General features: G+C 69.9%; 12 protein-coding genes and 4 pseudogenes. 2 read left to right on the top strand and 14 right to left on the bottom strand.

Translation table 11 applies throughout. The features are described 5' to 3' along the window. Window positions 1–359: 359 nt before the first annotated feature. From ACFYT4_RS35045 to ACFYT4_RS34990, 12 genes and pseudogenes are all read right to left on the bottom strand, one after another. Entirely contained in the window at window positions 360–1,658 is a 1,299-nt protein-coding gene (locus tag ACFYT4_RS35045) for an IS4 family transposase (protein ID WP_389278611.1), read from the bottom strand. Between the two features lie 328 nt (window positions 1,659–1,986). Beyond that, window positions 1,987–2,115 (bottom strand): hypothetical protein, encoded by a 129-nt coding sequence (locus ACFYT4_RS35040; RefSeq protein WP_389278608.1) that lies wholly within the window; start codon window positions 2,113–2,115, stop codon window positions 1,987–1,989. Window positions 2,116–2,390: 275 nt separating this feature from the next. Further along, a complete protein-coding gene (gene tpg, locus ACFYT4_RS35035; RefSeq protein WP_389278602.1) occupies window positions 2,391–2,948 on the bottom strand; it encodes a telomere-protecting terminal protein Tpg in 558 nt (185 codons plus the stop codon). 8 nt (window positions 2,949–2,956) lie between these two features. After that, entirely contained in the window at window positions 2,957–3,187 is a 231-nt protein-coding gene (locus ACFYT4_RS35030; protein ID WP_389278599.1) for a hypothetical protein, read from the bottom strand. 3 nt (window positions 3,188–3,190) lie between these two features. After that, a pseudogene (locus tag ACFYT4_RS35025) lies at window positions 3,191–3,811 on the bottom strand (transcriptional regulator); the annotation flags it as partial. Between the two features lie 247 nt (window positions 3,812–4,058). Next, window positions 4,059–4,244: a hypothetical protein gene (locus ACFYT4_RS35020; RefSeq protein ID WP_389278596.1), complete on the bottom strand. Its 186-nt coding sequence runs from the start codon at window positions 4,242–4,244 to the stop codon at window positions 4,059–4,061. Window positions 4,245–4,355: 111 nt separating this feature from the next. Continuing rightward, window positions 4,356–5,756: a DUF1254 domain-containing protein gene (locus ACFYT4_RS35015; RefSeq protein ID WP_389278593.1), complete on the bottom strand. Its 1,401-nt coding sequence runs from the start codon at window positions 5,754–5,756 to the stop codon at window positions 4,356–4,358. A gap of 287 nt (window positions 5,757–6,043) precedes the next feature. Further along, window positions 6,044–6,253 (bottom strand): annotated as a pseudogene (locus tag ACFYT4_RS35010) (site-specific integrase); the annotation flags it as partial. Between the two features lie 6 nt (window positions 6,254–6,259). Next, window positions 6,260–6,604, bottom strand: a pseudogene (locus tag ACFYT4_RS35005) (aldehyde dehydrogenase family protein); the annotation flags it as partial. Between the two features lie 5 nt (window positions 6,605–6,609). Further along, window positions 6,610–6,804 (bottom strand): annotated as a pseudogene (locus ACFYT4_RS35000) (aldo/keto reductase); the annotation flags it as partial. Window positions 6,805–6,991: 187 nt separating this feature from the next. Beyond that, window positions 6,992–7,396, bottom strand: coding sequence for a nuclear transport factor 2 family protein (locus ACFYT4_RS34995; RefSeq protein WP_389278590.1), 405 nt, complete (start codon window positions 7,394–7,396; stop codon window positions 6,992–6,994). Between the two features lie 95 nt (window positions 7,397–7,491). Beyond that, on the bottom strand, window positions 7,492–8,472 hold the full coding sequence (locus ACFYT4_RS34990) for an aldo/keto reductase (RefSeq protein ID WP_389278587.1): 981 nt from the start codon (window positions 8,470–8,472) through the stop codon (window positions 7,492–7,494). A gap of 196 nt (window positions 8,473–8,668) precedes the next feature. Between ACFYT4_RS34990 and ACFYT4_RS34985 the strand changes: the two genes are divergently transcribed. Then, entirely contained in the window at window positions 8,669–9,592 is a 924-nt protein-coding gene (locus ACFYT4_RS34985) for a helix-turn-helix domain-containing protein (RefSeq protein WP_389278584.1), read from the top strand. A 552-nt stretch (window positions 9,593–10,144) separates the two neighbouring features. Here the strand turns inward: ACFYT4_RS34985 and ACFYT4_RS34980 are convergent. Continuing rightward, the gene (locus tag ACFYT4_RS34980) at window positions 10,145–12,223 is read right to left on the bottom strand and encodes a restriction endonuclease (RefSeq protein WP_389278581.1); all 2,079 of its coding nucleotides are present in this window, start codon (window positions 12,221–12,223) and stop codon (window positions 10,145–10,147) included. 352 nt (window positions 12,224–12,575) lie between these two features. Then, the gene (locus ACFYT4_RS34975) at window positions 12,576–13,643 is read right to left on the bottom strand and encodes an LLM class flavin-dependent oxidoreductase (RefSeq protein ID WP_389278578.1); all 1,068 of its coding nucleotides are present in this window, start codon (window positions 13,641–13,643) and stop codon (window positions 12,576–12,578) included. Between the two features lie 191 nt (window positions 13,644–13,834). Here ACFYT4_RS34975 and ACFYT4_RS34970 point away from each other — a divergent pair, with 191 nt between their 5' ends. Beyond that, on the top strand, window positions 13,835–15,043 hold the full coding sequence (locus ACFYT4_RS34970) for an IS701 family transposase (protein WP_389278605.1): 1,209 nt from the start codon (window positions 13,835–13,837) through the stop codon (window positions 15,041–15,043). The last annotated feature ends 206 nt before the right edge of the window (window positions 15,044–15,249 follow it).

The following is a 15,249-nucleotide window of genomic DNA, read 5'->3' as shown; positions in this document are numbered from 1 at the left end:
ACCGGGAGACGGCTCCCCGAAACCACGCCCCCCCCCCCCCCCCCCCCCCCCCCCCCCCCCCCCCCCCCCCCCCCCCCCCAAACAAAAAACACCCCCCCCCCCCCCCCCCCCCCCCCCCCCCCCCCCCCCCCCCCCCGGGGCGGGCCCCCCCGACGTTACGTTCAGCCCAGAATTCGCCAACAGTGTCGCTGCAATGCCGAGGGGCGGCGGGGCGTTGCCAGATGATGTCCAGGACGGACAGGTGCCGGAGCGCCCGGTTGGTGAAATAGATGACGGACAGCTGGCCGACGGACGCGATGCGCACGTCCACGCCCTCGGGGTCCCCGGCGTCCCACTGGCCAAAGCCCAAGGCCGTGAAGTTATGGGCTGATCGTTGGTGTCAATATGTTGATACTGAGGGTGGCCGTGTAGGTGTGTCGGTCGACCTTGAGGCTCTTGTAGGCGTATCGGGACAGGGGTCGTTTCACTGCGCGAGGGCTGATGCGGAGGCGGCGGGCGGGCATGAGCTGGTCGAGGACGGCTCGTCCGATCGTTCCGACGAGGTCGATCACGGTGTCGGCGATGACGCCCGCGGCCTGGAGGATCTGATCGCGGGCGCATCGGAGCGCGACGCTGAAGCTGGCCCGGTCCGGATCGGCTCCGGGTGTGGTCTCGGTGGCGTCGGCGATCGCGATCCGCAGGACCTGGTAGGCGCTCAGCAGGGCGTAGACCTCCTGGGCGATGCCGGCCCGGGTCTTCGAGCGCAGGACCCGTCGGCCCAGCATCGTTTTCTTGATCGCGAAGTAGGCAGATTCCACTTCCCATCGCTCGTGATAGAGGCTGACCAGGTCGGATGCAGGGTACCGGTGGTGGTCAAGGAGGTTGGTGGCCAGTCGGTAGAGCCCGGTCTGACGGCCCTGGCTGGTGGTTATGGTGATCTCGCACTCGATGATGCGGACCTCGACGTCTCCGAAGCGCGAGAGGTGGGAGCCGTCGTCGAAGCGGGCCAGGACCGGGGGTTTGCGGCCGGCCGAGACGCGTGCCAGGAAGGCTGCCTCGGCGGTGGCGACGGCGGCCGGGAACGCGTTGCCGGAGAAGCCCCGGTCCAGCAGGACGATCATTCCGGCGTGGAGGGATCGCGTCAGTCGCTTGCCGTGGACGGTCTCGCCGCCGGACCGGGGGCCGAAGGCGGCGTCCAGGACCGCGCGGGTGCCGCAGGCCACCAGTGCGGTCAGGCAGATCTGTGGGTAGCCGGAGGTCGCGTACTGATTGGTGCCCTTGCCCAGGCGGGCCCGGTGCAGCGGGCTGTCGGGGACGTCGAGGAAGGTGCCGTCGATCGCGACGGTCAGCAGGCCCTTGAAACGGGCGCCGACGGTACGGACCGCCGTGGCCGGTCCGCGTAACAGGCCGAACAGGGCCTGCATGGGGCGGACACCGAGACGGGTCCGGGCGCCCCAGAGCCCCGTGCCGGTGACCTTCACGACCGGTACCGCCTCCAGTGCGGCGGTGAGCCTGCGCCAGACGGCCGGGTAGCCGCAGTCCTCGAACAGGGCTGCGGCGAGCAGCAGGTAGACCACCACCCGGGCGGGGATCTTCCGCAGTCGTTGCTGGACGGCGCCGGTCTCGGTGAGCGCCGCATCGACCATGTCGAACGGGACGATCTGGGTGAGTTCCCCCAGGTGTCCGGGGGCGAACAGGCCCTTGGCTACCGTGATTTCTCGCGTGATGACACACTGATCGGACAGCGGAGCCTCCGGTGCTGTGAACGGCTGTCTTGGTCGACTGCCAGTTCTACCGGGGCTCCGCTTCTCACGTCCGGAGTCGCCACGGATCAGAACACACTTGCCAACGCCCCCAAAGCCATAACTTCACGGCCTTGGGCCAAAGCCCCACGGGTCGGCCGCGGCGGCGTCCAGTACGTCCCACACGATCTCTTCCCGTGCTCGGGCAGTTCGGCGAGCACCTTCGCGGCCTGCGGGGAGAGGCGGACCGCGTACGGCTGACCGCTCACCGGCGCCTGCCCCGGATCTCCCCCAAGTCCACGAAGCCGGTCTCATCACGGCCGGAGGCGAGGAACGCGTCGACCGCCGGGGCGGAGGCGACGCGGGCCTGCCGGACCTGGACGACCTCGTGCAGGCCGGCGAGGGAGAAGGTCCGGCGCGACTCCTCCAGCGCCGTCGCCCACTCCTACTCGAAGGCCGGCACCAGGAGTCGGCGCGGCGGTCGGCGCGCCGCTGGGCGAGGCAGTTCGGCCGGAGCTCCCGGTGTGGGGGCGTACGGCGTGACGGTGCGTGGTCGGGCTGTGTGCTCATCGGCTGGTCCTCCCGACGGGTCGTACCGCCATGGCAGCCACCGCCGGGGGCTCGGATTCAGGAACGGGTAATTGATGCTCGCCACGCACATACTCCTATTCAGAAATCCAAGTCCAAATAGTCGATGTCGTTGATGGCGACGTCCGAGAGTCCCATGGCGCGGCCTCCGCCGTCCTGGAAGTACACGTCTTTGAATCCGTCGGCGATGATCTGTCGCATCTGCTGGTCGCTGGCTCCGGCGTCGCGGGCGTCGAACAGGCGCTGCGCGTACGACGCGGGAAGATGCACGGTGAGTCGCCGGAACCGTCCGTCGTCGGTGGTGCCGATCGGCGCGGTGTAGCCGAACCGGGCGCGGGTCTCGACGGTGATCCCGCCGGTGGCGGCGGCCTGTTTGCGACGGCGCTTGCGGACCTGGGGCTGCCAGCGGGCCCGTACGGCGGCGTCGATCCGGTCGGCGATGTCCTTGGGCGGGTGCTTGCGTTCGCCCTTGCGGTAGCGCTCCACGGAACGCTGGCTGACCCCGATCTCCGCCGCGACGGCCCTGGTCGTCTTGAACTGCTTCATCAGGAAGTTGATGCGGCCCTGGAGGGTCTTGGGCGGCTGGCGGGTGAACGCCTCCCGGTCGGCGCGCTCGATCGCGTCCTCGATCTCTCCCACGGTGGTGCTCAGCTCCTTTCGGGGGTGGGGTTCTGGCCGTCGAGGTCAACGAGCCGGAACCAGGTCTCGCGCGTCTCGCGCAGATCGTGCCGCCACAGCTCGAACCGCGGCGAGATACGGCGGGTGCGCGGGGAGAACTGCAGGGCCTCCATGCGCGCCTGAAGGCGGTCCAGCGCCCGCCCCAGCTCCGCACCGGCCTCCAGACGCGGCGGCGTCGTGCCGGTGCCTGCGTCGGGCACGGCCTACTCGCCCTCATCAAGGACGGCGTCGCCGCCCTTGATGTGCCGGGCCGGGTTGAGGCCTTTCTCCATCACGTCGACCGCCCAGGCCATCTCCTGCACCCCTTCCAGCTTCGCCAGGCCCGGCGTCGGGCCGAGGCGGAAGCCGCCGGGCTGCGGCTTGCCGGAGGTGGCGTAGGGCAGGAAGTCCAGCGGGCTCTCGCCGGGCGAGGGGTAGACGACGCAGTCGGACAGCACAGCGAGCGGGTACAGGCCCGTCATGTCCGCCATCTTGAGCAACTTGCGGTGCATGTTGACCCGCGCCTTGGAGATGACCGCGGCCCGGATGTCCGGGCGCCACGTCGGCCGCTCCAGCGCCGGCCACCGGTCGCCGTCCCTGTACTTCTTGCCCTGCGGGCCCTCACACAGCTTGCCCACGCCGCCCTTCACGGTCGCCTTGACCGCGGCGAGCACCGCGGCCAAGGCCGGATCAATCTCCTTGTGCCGCTCCATCGCCGCCAGGAACTCGGTGTCGTTGAGGTCCTTGGTGACGCCCAGGTCGGCGAGGGTGTCGACGTACGCGGTCTTGAGCCGGTCGTGCCACGGGTCCAGGTACGCGCCGGTCTCCCGCCGCAGGTAGGCCTCTTCCCGGTCCCGTGGTCCCGCTCCACGGACGCCGCAGTGGACGGGCAGTCCATGACTGCTCTCCTGCATCGCATCGCGGACGGCACCGAGCCGGTCTGGGAGCACGCGACCTGGACGCTCGACGGCCACGGCGCTCTGCCCACCGGCGCCTTCCCGCCGGCGGACCGGTGAAGTGCTGCGGTAAGCGCGGCGTCTGTCTGGCGGTCCCCCGAGGGACGGCACTACCGGCTGCGGTGGTGCCGGGGTGTCAGCGGCCGTCGCCGACCGGGCCGTTGCCCAGGATCCGGCGGCCGTGCCTCGGTGGTTTCGGGGCGACGGGTTCGACCCAGTCGCGGTCGGCGGCCCGCTGGGCGGCCGTCCGGGTGCGGGGATCCCGCTCCGGGGGCTCGGGAATCTCGATACCTGGGCCCAGCGGGCGGCGTGCGGAGGTCACCCCGGAGAGTCTCCCACCGGCGCTGTTCTGCTCGTTCCGGCGCGCTGTTCAGCAGGGCGATGCGGGGCAGTTGGGTCTGCCCTACGGAGTGGGGCCGGAATCGCCGCCATGTCAGATGACTCCTTCTGGGACGCCCTTGGTGCGATCGGCGGCACGCTGGCCTTCGGCGGCGTGGTGTGGCAGGGATCGCTTGATCGGGGCGAGGGTGTAGGTGCCGTCGAAGACGGCGGGACGGGGCTGGTACATGCGCAGCACGGGGCGGAAGCGGCCGGGCGGGGTGGGCAGCCAGTTGGCGGCGGCTCCCGGTTCGGTGGGGCGCTGCGGCTGGAGGTGCAGGGTCAGGGAGCCGTCGGGGTCGTAGTGGAGGCCGGGGGTGCGGTCGCCGATGGAGTAGCGGTCGATGGGGTTGTCGACGAGGTAGTAGTGGGGCAGGTCGTACATGGTGATCGACCAGAAGGCGTCCACCGGCGGGGGTGTGGCGAAGGTCAGAGTGTAGGCCTGGGTGCCGTCCAGGGGTCGGCCGTCGCCGTCGTTCCAGCTCATGGCGTAGGCGGCTTCGTAGCCGTGGTTGCCCCACAGGCCGGCGCGGGCGGACGCGGCGCGGACGGTCCGGGCGGTGGCGCGGTCCGCGATGACCCACTGGGGGGTGTTGAGGGTGCCGGTCTCGAAGAAGTCGAGGTTGTAGTCGAAGGCGTCGTAGGTCAGCTTCCACCCGTTCTGCTCGGGGCTGTCGCCGTGGGTGGTCGCGTATTCCACCCGTTCCTTGCCTGTGCGGTATCCGGTCGTCAGGGCTTGTGCCAACTCGGAGGCGGGAGCGGTGTAGGGGGTGTCGTCGGCGAGGAGGCCCAGCGGGGCGAACCGCTTCTGGTAGGCCCGGTCGGCGGCGGACGGCGGGAAGGCCCGCATCCAGACGCGCAGCTTCTCGAAGAACACCAGCTCGCTGCCGCCGACGCCGCTGTGCGGTGCGGGCAGTCCCTCGGGCGGCGGCCCGCCGGCACCGACGGGTTCGAGCGTCGTGGCCTGCTGCAGGGCGCGGACGGCGGCGAGGTCGCCCCGGTCGTCGCAGGCCCAGCGGCCCACGAGGGAGGCCACGGCGGTCGGCGCCGCGATCCGTGTGGCGCCCGCGGGCACGTCGCCGCTCCAGCCGGGGCCGGTCAGCAGGTAGGTCCCCGCGGCGGTGCCGGTGGCGCGCCGGCCGACGTAGGCGAAGTTGTTGGTCCACGCGTCGACGAACTGGAGCACGTAGTACCGCCCTGCGGTGTCGGGCACATGCAGCAGGAGCGGGCCGCCGCGCAGGTCGAGCTGGACGACGGAGTAGACGGTGTCGTTGTTGACGCTGACGAAGGTGTCCTCCGGCCCGGCCAGGCCGGCGGCGTGGCCGAACCGGTTGAAGGGGGCCGCGGGCAGCGAGCCCATGCCGCTGCGGGTGAAGCGGTCCACCTCCTCCAGGTTGAACACCATGGGAAAGCCGTAGACGTACGCCTCCGCCGCCAGCGCCTCAAGCTCCGACACCCCGCACCGCCTCTCTCGACCAGCTCGAACAGCCAGTCTCACCCCGTACGGTCTGCCCCGCCACCGGGACGACCCGACCGGCAAGCCTTCGCCAGGGCACCGTCGACAATCCGGTGATCCGCGGTCTTGTGTGGGTGCTCGAAGCAGCGCGCGTTGGCAGTAGGCCAAGCACCACCACCGCCGTCAGCGGCGCCTGTCGGCCCATGCCCCGCGGGGCATGCGCTTGGCACGCTTCGCGTCCCGTCCCACCGCAGTCGCTCAACGCCCGGACCGGGTGACGGCGGCGGTCAGTGTCGGGCGTCGCCCGGGGCCAGCAGGCTGGTCACCCGGGCGATGGCCTCCGGCGAGGGCTTGAAGTACCGGCAGACGTACTCCGCCTTCTTGTGCCGGGACTTGGCCATCAGCATCAGCTCGGACGCGCCCTGCTCGCCGAGGTGGGTCAGGGAGGAGTGCCGGTACTCGTGCAGGTCCCAGCCCGTGCCCGGCCCGGCCAGCGCGGCGAAGCTGCTCGCCACCTGGTAGGGCAGCCCGGCCTGCACGACCTTGGCGTACGAGATCGGCGAACCCGTCTCGGAGGTGACGGTGGCGGCGAAGTCGTCGATGACGCCCTTGATGCCGTCGGCGATCCGGGCGATCGCGGCGGCCCGCTCACTGACCGGCACCGCCGACCACTCCGGGAACGCGCGCTGCGCGGCCGCGACGGCCCGGTCGACGTCGGCCGCCGTACCCGCCGGCACGTCGGCGATCACGGTGGCGGTGGCCGGGTTCACGACGTCGATGCGCTCGCACCCGTCGCCTGCGGCCGCGGCGCCGTCGATCCAGTGCTGGACGGCTCGCCGCTCGCTCATGCGTCGATCTCCTCGCTGCGGAACGGGCCGTAGGGCTCGGCAGTGTCGATGTGGGTGATGCGGACGTCGAGCGCGCGATGGATGGCACGGATGGATTCGGCGTCGTCCAGGCCGCCGCCGGAGGTGTAGGTGCCGGCCATGGTCATGGCACCCAGGCCGATCCGGGAAACCCACAGGCTCCCCGGCATGGCGTGCTGCATCAGAGAACTCGTTTCTCGTCGAGAGTGTCGAAGGAAGGTGCATCAGAGGCACGTGGCGAGGGCCGGCGTTCGCGGCATCCGCGGGTACGCACGCAGACCCCTTCCGGGACGTGGGCCAGGCCCATCCCGATCTCATGGACGAGAAGGAGACGGCGCGGGCGGCGGTCCGCGGGTTCGAGTGTGCGCGCTACACGACCTTGGGCTTGTCGATCAAGCTGCCGACATCGTGGTAGAACACCCGATTCTCGACGATCTTGCCGCCCTTGATGGTGAATTGTTCGATGAAGTGGGTGAGCTCTCCGGTCGCGACGTCCGTGATGCCGACGCACGCCGCGACGCGGTCGCCGTCGGCGATGGTGTAGTGCACCGTGATCTTGGAGACGTCGAGGTAGTTCGGCAAGACCTGGGCGAGGCCGAGGAATTCGTCCTTGCCGTGGTAGACCTTCCCGAAGGGCAGGAACACCGGCTCGATGACCGCGACGTCCTCGGACAGATAGGAGAAGACTCCCTCGACGTCGCCGCTGTTCGCCGCTGCGAACATGGCTTCGACGATCGCACGGTTCTGCTCAGTCGGTGATGTAGCTGCGGACATGGCGTTTCTCCTCTGAGGCGAAGGCTCTCGTGCGTCGAGAACCCCGTTGGGGTTCGGTGTTTGGGCTGGTTGCGGCACACTCGTCGATGCTGGGTTCAGCGGTCGATCGAGGCCTCGTTGAAATCGTCGTGTCGGGCCCCGGTGGCCGGCGTGATGTTGTCGAGCCGCTGCAACTGGTCGGCGGTCAGGACGATGCCGTCGGCGGCGGTGTTCTCCTCGACGCGAGCGACTCGCCGGCTGCCGGGGATCGGGGCGATGTCCCCGCCCTGGGCCAGCAGCCAGGCCAGCGCGGTCTGTGCCGGGGTGGCACCGGCCTCGGCCGCGATGTTCCGTACCTCCCCCACGAGCCGCAGGTTCTGGTAGAAGGCCTCGCCGATGAAGCGCGGATTGGTCTTGCGCCAGTCGTCGTCGGGGATGTCGTCCGGCGTGCGGATCCGGCCGGTCAGGAACCCGTGCCCGAGTGGCGCGTAGGGGACGAGGCCGATGCCCAGCTCGCGCAGCAGGGGCAGCAGCTCGGTCTCGACGTCGCGGGTCCACAGGGAGTATTCGGTCTGCAACGCGGTGACGGGGTGCACGGCGTGGGCGCGGCAGATCGTGTCCGGCGAGGCCTCGGACAGGCCGATGTTCAGGACCTTGCCTTCGGCGATCAGCTCGGCCGCGGTGCCGATGGTGTCCTCGATGGGGGTGTTCTGGTCGACCCGGTGCTGGTAGTAGAGGTCGATCCGGTCGGTGCGAAGGCGCTTCAGGGAGCCCTCGACGGCGGTGCGGATGTTGGCCGGACTGCTGTCGAACAGGCCGGTTCCGTCCCCGGCATGGGACAGGATGCCGAACTTCGTGGCGACGACGACCTGGTCGCGCCGGCCCTGCAGCGCCTGACCAACGATCTCCTCGCCGTGGAAGGGTCCGTAGCTTTCAGCGGTGTCGATGTGGGTGACGCCGAGGTCGAGCGCGCGATGGATGGCACGGATGGATTCGGCGTCGTCCAGGCCGCCACCGGAGGTGTAGGTGCCGGCCATGGTCATGGCACCCAGGCCGATCCGGGAAACCCGCAGGCTCCCCAGCATGGCGTGCTGCATCAGAGAACTCGTTTCTCGTCGAGAGTGTCGAAGGAAGGTCCATCAGAGGGAAGCGGCGAGGACCGACATCCGGGCGTCGATCTCGATCTCGCCGGCATCCAGCCAACATCCGTTCACCACATCCCGACAGGCACTGAGAAAAGGGGTACTCACAGGGACCCCTTCCGGGACGCGGGCCGGGCCTACCCTTGATCTCATGGACGAGAAGGAGGCCGCACGGGCGGCGGTCCGCGAGTTCCTCACCACCCGCCGCGCCCGGGTCACCCCAACCGACGCCGGCCTTCCTCCGCAGGGCACCCGCCGTCGGGTGAAAGGCCTGCGCAGAGAGGAGGTCGCGTTGCTCGCCGGGGTCAGCCCGGAGTACTACGTGCGGCTCGAACGCGGCCAGGCAACCGGGCCCTCCGCCGGAGTCGTCGACGCCGTCGCCGACGTCCTGCGTCTGGACGATGACGAACGCGCTCACCTCGACCGGCTGCTCGCCGCTCTGACCCCCGCGGCCCGCAAGCGGAGCCGCAGCGCGGCGAAAGACCTGGTCACCCCCGGAATCCGGGTGCTGCTGGACTCCATGGACCACCTACCCGCAGTGGTCTTCAACGGCCGGTTCGACATCCTCGCGGTCAACACACTGGGGCGCGCACTCCTCGCACCCGTGTACGACCTGCCCGGACGGACGAACAGCGCCCGCTTCCTGTTCCTCGACGAGCCCAGGGCCCGGGACCTGTTCCCCGAGTGGGACCGGATCACAGCCGACACCGTGGCGATGCTGCGCATCGAGGTCGGCCGCCACCCCGACGACCCCGATCTGACCGAACTGATCGGACAACTCGCGACCCGCAGCGCAGAATTCCGGACGCGCTGGGCGACCAACGACGTACGAACCCCCCGAGCCGGCGCGAAGACCTTCCGGCACCCAGTCATCGGCGAGGTCACACTTCCCTACGAGACCCTCCGCATCGACGCCGTCTCCAGCCAGGTACTCAGTGTCTACACCCCCCAACCCGGCACCCCCGAAGCCGACGCGATCCGCCTCCTGGCCAGCTGGAACGCCGACAACCAACGGAACAAGAAACCAACAGCAGGAACAGGCGGCCGGAACCCCGAGGACCGACTTGATCAATAACCTGCGGCCGGTCCGTATCGACCCCGGCTGATCATGGGGACAGCCCTTGAATGATCATTCCGCTGCACCCGTCTGCGGCTCCGGCGCGCGGTAGGTAGCAGACCCGCGTGCCTGCGTCGCGTGGTGGTGTGCGAACTCCTCTGCCATGCCCTTGCCGTCCGCAGAACCCCTCCCGCTTCAGGGGGGTGAAAAGAGAGCCGCCATCCAGCGCGCGACGTACGGCCCGTCCCCGCTCTCCACCTTCCACACCCGGAACCGCCCCGAGATCGGTCCGCCCACGTCCCGTACGCGCGCCGGGCAGCCCCCATGGCGCCAGCAGCTCCGGCAGCCGCAGGTCCCAGTCGGCCTTCATGGCGGTCCTTCCCGAGGGGCGCGTTCGCCTCGGCATGGGGCGGATGCCCTCCGGGACGCCAGGTCCGGCGCGACGTCACAGCAACGTGCTTTTCCACCGGCCCGCCCCTTGGGCCCGACCACCCCACCACCTCACCCGAGGGCCCCGCCCGCCCCGGGGCCCACTTGCTCGACCTGTGCCCGCCCCGGGGACGCGGATCGTTACTCCACGTCGATGCCGTACTCCTGGATCAGTGCCTCCAAGCCCCCTCTGTACCCCTTGCCTCCGGCGACAAAATCCCAGTCGCCGTTCGCGCGGCGACGGAAGGACCCCAGTACGAGGGCGGTTTCGCCGGGGCGGCCGTCGGAGACCTCCAACCGGTCGAGTGGCGTTCGCTCGGAGTCCAACAGCCGGATACCGGCGTCGGTGAAACCGGACAGGTCGGCCGTAGGGTTGGCTTCGGGGTCGACGGCGGCGATCAGGACGAGGCGGTCGGCGCGCGCCGGCAGGGCGTCGAAGGAGACCTGGACGGCGGCCCTGTCCGGCGCGACCGGAATGAGCGCGCGGACCGTGCCGTCCGGCGTCCGGGGGTTGTTGAAGAAGACGAAGTGGTCGTCGTCCAGAACCCGGTTGCCGTGGCAGACGAGCGCGCACACGTCCAGGGCGACGCCGCCCGACCAGTACATGCCCAACACGTTGTGGTCGTCGGTGCCGGTCTCATCGTCCGGCGCGGTCCGCTGGGGCGGCACCGAGCGCTCGCCGCTGCCCAGTCGCCCGCGCAGTCCGTGCCGGTGGAGCAGATCGACCAGTTCGGAGCCCGCCACCAGTTCCAAGGGCTTGCCGTTGGCGAAGGTGTGTGATCCGGGACCGAAGCCGGACGTCGTCACCAGCACACCCTTGTTGGCGCCTGCGTCCTGGACCGTACCGTACAGGTCGCGGACGGCCGTCGGGGGCACGGTGTTGCGGTACCGCTTGACCTGCACGACGATCTTTCCGCCGCGGATCGGGGTCGGGTCGAGCGCGTCGACGTCCACACCGCCGTCGTTCGAACGCTGTGTGGTCACGGCCTGCATGCCCATGGCGCGGAACAGATCGGCGACCAGAGCCTCGAAGGCGATGGGATCCATCGCGTGCAGATCCGGCTCTTCGTCGCCTCCGTGAGTGACAACGGCATTGCCGACGTCCTCGGGGACCCGGCCGGGACGTACGGGCGCGTACTGATCGGGACGCGAGGACAACTGCCCCCGCAGACCGTCCACCAGGCAGTTGACGGCGTTCACCTGTTCCAGATGCAGGGCGGCGAACGTCGAACGCGACGCCATGACGGTGCCGAGGAACATGGATGCCCGTCTACCGGTCGTCGGGTCGTGATCGTCCACGAACCCGTTCAACGCGACCGATTCCAGCGCACCGAACTCATCGGCCGCGAAAAGATCACGCAGAACCAGCAGGAGGCACTGCGCGAGTACGTCGCGGTACAGGGCGCGGCGCTGGGTGACCGGCCGCGGCGACTCCTTCTCCTGGTCGGCGTTGATCATGTAGCGCACCGACTTCGCCTCCGGCACGATGTCGTACTTGGGCAGCTCCCAGTTGAGTACTAATTGGCGCGCACCGGGGTCGTACGCCGCTGACACCTGGCGGGGCAAGTCCTCCGGCCATCCGGTTGAGGCGTACAGGGCAGCGGAGAAATACTCCACCGCTGCCTCGGGATCTCCGTCGCGAAGCCCCGTCGTCATCTCGACGATGCCGGCGTTGTGCCGACGGATCTCGCCCAGCTGGGCATCGGCCCACTGCTGGTACTGCCGCTGGTAGGCGGCCAACTGCTGCTGCCGCTGTGCTTCCGCCGCCTGCGCGGCCTGCCAGTCGTGCTCGAACCTGGACCGGGCCTCCGCCTGCGCCTGGGCACGCCGTGCGGCGGTCCAACCGCCGCCCGGCTGGTATTGGTTCGGGTCCGGCATCCGAACGGGCTGCGCGAGCTGCCCGGGGGCGAACGGCTCGACCCGCTCCGCCCGCGTCAGCGCCCCCGCCCGGAACGCCGGAGCCCGGCACCCCGCCGCCAGCAGCCCCTGCAAGGACTCCACCCGCGCGTCGATCTCCTGCGTCCGCCGCCGCGCCTCCGCCTCCCGCAGCTCCCGGTACGCGGCCTTCTGCTCGCGCTGGCGGCGCGCGAGGTCTCGCTGGTGGGCGCGTTGCTGCCTCTCCTGATCCCGCTGATATCTGGCTTGCGCCTCACGTTGACGTTGCTGTTGGCGTTGTGCCTCAGCCCAGACACCGACCAACCCATTGGAGCGACGACTCATGCTCTACAGGCCCTCCCCACCAGCGACTCGGCGTGCGTGCACCAAGCCCTGACCCCATAACCAGCAGTGATGAACCGACTTTAGTCGGCAACCAGCCGCGCGCCCAAGCTCTTGCCACAGGTGACCTCTACTCCGCCCCAACCCGCTCAATGCGAGCTCACACGAGAGGCCGGGTGGGACAGGGCGGCGGGGTTGTAAGCGCGCACGTATCGAGACATTTCTGCCGCCGGATCGTTCCGCTATGGTCTCCACCATTCCCGGAAGTCCGGGCCGCCCTCGTAGGCAGGGCGATGGCAAAGTCTTGGTGACCTTGTAGGTGTACAGGTCAAGGTCGTGCGGCAGCCGGGTCAGCTCAGGTGAGGAGTTTCGCGAGCAGGGCCATCTCGGTGGGCGGGTCGATCACCGGCTGGATGAGGAGTTCGTCGACGCCGGCCTGTTCCAGAGTGGTGATGCGGGCGAGGAGGTCGTCACGGGTGCCGACCAGGGCCAGGGTGTTCATCAGCGAGGGCAGAACCAGGTCCCGGTCCTGCGGTGCGATGCGGCCGAGGTAGTTGGGGTAGAGCTTGGTGTGCCGGTCCGGCGCGGTGGCGGTAGTGCCGCGCCGGTCGAGGAGCCGCCGCACCGCCTCGCGTTCCTCGGGGCCGAGTTGCTCGGCGAAGGCAGGTGAGTCGGCGGCTGTGTCGGCGGCGAAGGCCAGCAGCGACAGGACGAGGTGGCCCGTCGCGTCCCGGGCCGCGTCGCCGTGGGGGTCCTCGTCCTCGTCGAGTAGGTGGAGCGAGGTGACCACGTAGGAGTCCGTGTGGGAGTCGGGGTCGCGGGGTGTGCCCTGGGCGGCGTGGCGGCGGGTGTCGTGCAGCGCGTGCCAGGCGGTGGGGTCCAGCAGGCCGAAGGAGACGAGGCCGGTGCCGCGGCGGCCGGCGACGGCGGCGGCCTTCGGTCCGAGCAGCGCGGCCACGACGAACTCGATCGGGTCGGCGGTGTTCACGTGCGCCCCGGCGTGCAGGAACCGGATGTCGCGGACCCGGCCACCTTCGCGGTACTCGGTCGACCGTCCGGCGCACAGGTCCTGCAGTGCGACGGTGAAGTTCTCCAGCCTGGCCGCCGTGGTCGGCCGCATGCCCAGGGTGCGCCGGGCGGTGTTTCCGGTGCCGACTCCGCAGATGATCCGGCCCGGTGCCAGGGCGTTGAGGCTGGCGAGCCCGCTCGCGGCGGCCGGGGCCGAGCGCAGCGCCGGTGAGGTCACGCCGATGCCGAGCCTGATGCGGCCGGTGGCCTTCGCACACAGGCTCAAGGCGACGAAGGGGTCGCCGTGGACCATGGGGGTGTCGTTGACCCAGAAGCTGTGCAAGCCCAACTCCTCGGCCCGCACGGCGAGGTCCTCCACACCGGGCTGCGCGGCGACGACGACGCCTGCACGCATCACAACCTCCAAGGTGTGAGGATCGAATCGAACCTGCTCAGCATGGCAGGTGCCGGCGCAGGGCCCTAGTAGGGCTTGGTCAGGTTTGGTTGTTGGTGGCGTGTCTGGATGTGTGGTTGTGTCGTTGACTGGGTGTGAAGCCTGAGGACTTGGCCGCGGTGCGGTGTGATCTGGAGGATTTCGCGGCGGAGATGTTCGAGCCGTTCGCGCGGAACGATCAGCGTCGGTGGGGGCAGGTCTACCTGCGTGGGCTGCTGACCGACGGGCAGCGCAAGTCGGTCGAGCCGATGGCGGCCCGGCTCGGGGAGGACGGGAACCGGCAGGCCCTGGCCCACTTCATCACCACCAGCCCGTGGGATCCGGCGCATGTGCGGGCCCGTCTGGCGTGGAAGACGGAGAAGGTGATCCGGCCAAGTGCGCTGATCTTCGACGACACCGGGTTCCTCAAGGACGGCAACGCCTCGGCGTGCGTGTCCCGGCAGTACACCGGCACCGCGGGCAAGGTCACCAACTGCCAGGTGGGGGTCTCGCTGCACCTGGCGTCCGATCATGCCTCGGCGGCGGTCGACTGGCGGCTGTTCCTGCCCGAGACCTGGGATCCCGCCTCACCGAAGGCGGACCCGGGCAAGACTGCCCGCCGCACCGCCTGCGGCATCCCCGACGACGTCCGGCACGTGGAAAAGTGGCAATTGGCACTCGACATGCTCGACGAGACCCGCTCCTGGGGCATCGAGGTGCCCCTGGCCGTCGCGGACGCCGGCTACGGCGACGCTGCGGCCTTCCGGCACGGCCTGCAGGCCCGCGGCCTGAACTACGTGGTGGGGATCTCCACCACCCTCTCGGCCCAGCCCGGCGGGGCAGTACCGGTGACCGAGCCCTGCTCCGGGAACGGACGGCCGCCGGTGGCGAAGTACCCGGACACACCACGGCCGGTGAAGCAGCTGGTCATCACAGCGGGCCGGAAGGCGGCGAAGCCGGTGCAATGGCGTGAGGGCTCCCGGCCCGGCACCGGCCGCAGCGGCTTCAAGCGGATGTACTCGCGGTTCGTGGCCATGCGGATCCGGCCTGCCGGACGCGCCGTCCGCCAGGCAGCCGACGGACCGGAACTGCCCGAGTGCTGGCTCCTGGCCGAGTGGCCCGCCGATCAGGTCGAACCCGTCCAGTTCTGGCTGTCCGACCTCTCCGTCGACACCCCGCTGACCACGCTGGTCCGCCTGGCCAAGCTCCGCTGGCGCATCGAACACGACTACCGCGAGATGAAACAGGCCCTGGGCCTGGCCCACTTCGAGGGCCGCACCTGGAACGGCTGGCACCACCACGTCACCCTGGTCTCCGCCGCCCATGCCTTCTGCACCCTGCAACGACTGGCCCGAGCCCCAAAAGACACGGCGCCGGACTGAGCCCCTACCGGATCGTCCGAGAACTCCAGGCTCTCCTCGCCACCTGGAACGGCGCCTGCCCCACCTGCCACCACCACACACCACAACCGATACCGACCTGACCAAGCCCTACTAGTGACCTGAGTCGGAGATTCATCGTTAGTTGGGCATGAGTCGTCCGGGTCCGAAGATTCCGCCGTTGTCGGTCACTGATGCCCAGCGGGCGG

This window comes from Streptomyces sp. NPDC004609 (assembly GCF_042873655.1).
Classification (GTDB): Bacteria; Actinomycetota; Actinomycetes; order Streptomycetales; family Streptomycetaceae; genus Streptomyces.
Note: the sequence above shows the minus strand (reverse complement) of the source record. Positions and strands in the feature narration are given on the sequence as shown.

Excerpts from the sequence above, each read along its gene's own strand:
- ACFYT4_RS34995 (WP_389278590.1), bottom strand. The coding sequence starts at position 7,396 with ATGTCCGCAGCTACATCACCGACTGAGCAGAACCGTGCGATCGTCGAA.
- ACFYT4_RS34975 (WP_389278578.1), bottom strand. The coding sequence starts at position 13,643 with ATGCGTGCAGGCGTCGTCGTCGCCGCGCAGCCCGGTGTGGAGGACCTC.
- ACFYT4_RS34985 (WP_389278584.1), top strand. The coding sequence starts at position 8,669 with ATGGACGAGAAGGAGGCCGCACGGGCGGCGGTCCGCGAGTTCCTCACC.
- ACFYT4_RS34990 (WP_389278587.1), bottom strand. The coding sequence starts at position 8,472 with ATGCAGCACGCCATGCTGGGGAGCCTGCGGGTTTCCCGGATCGGCCTG.
- ACFYT4_RS34980 (WP_389278581.1), bottom strand. The coding sequence starts at position 12,223 with ATGAGTCGTCGCTCCAATGGGTTGGTCGGTGTCTGGGCTGAGGCACAA.
- ACFYT4_RS34970 (WP_389278605.1), top strand. The coding sequence starts at position 13,835 with ATGTTCGAGCCGTTCGCGCGGAACGATCAGCGTCGGTGGGGGCAGGTC.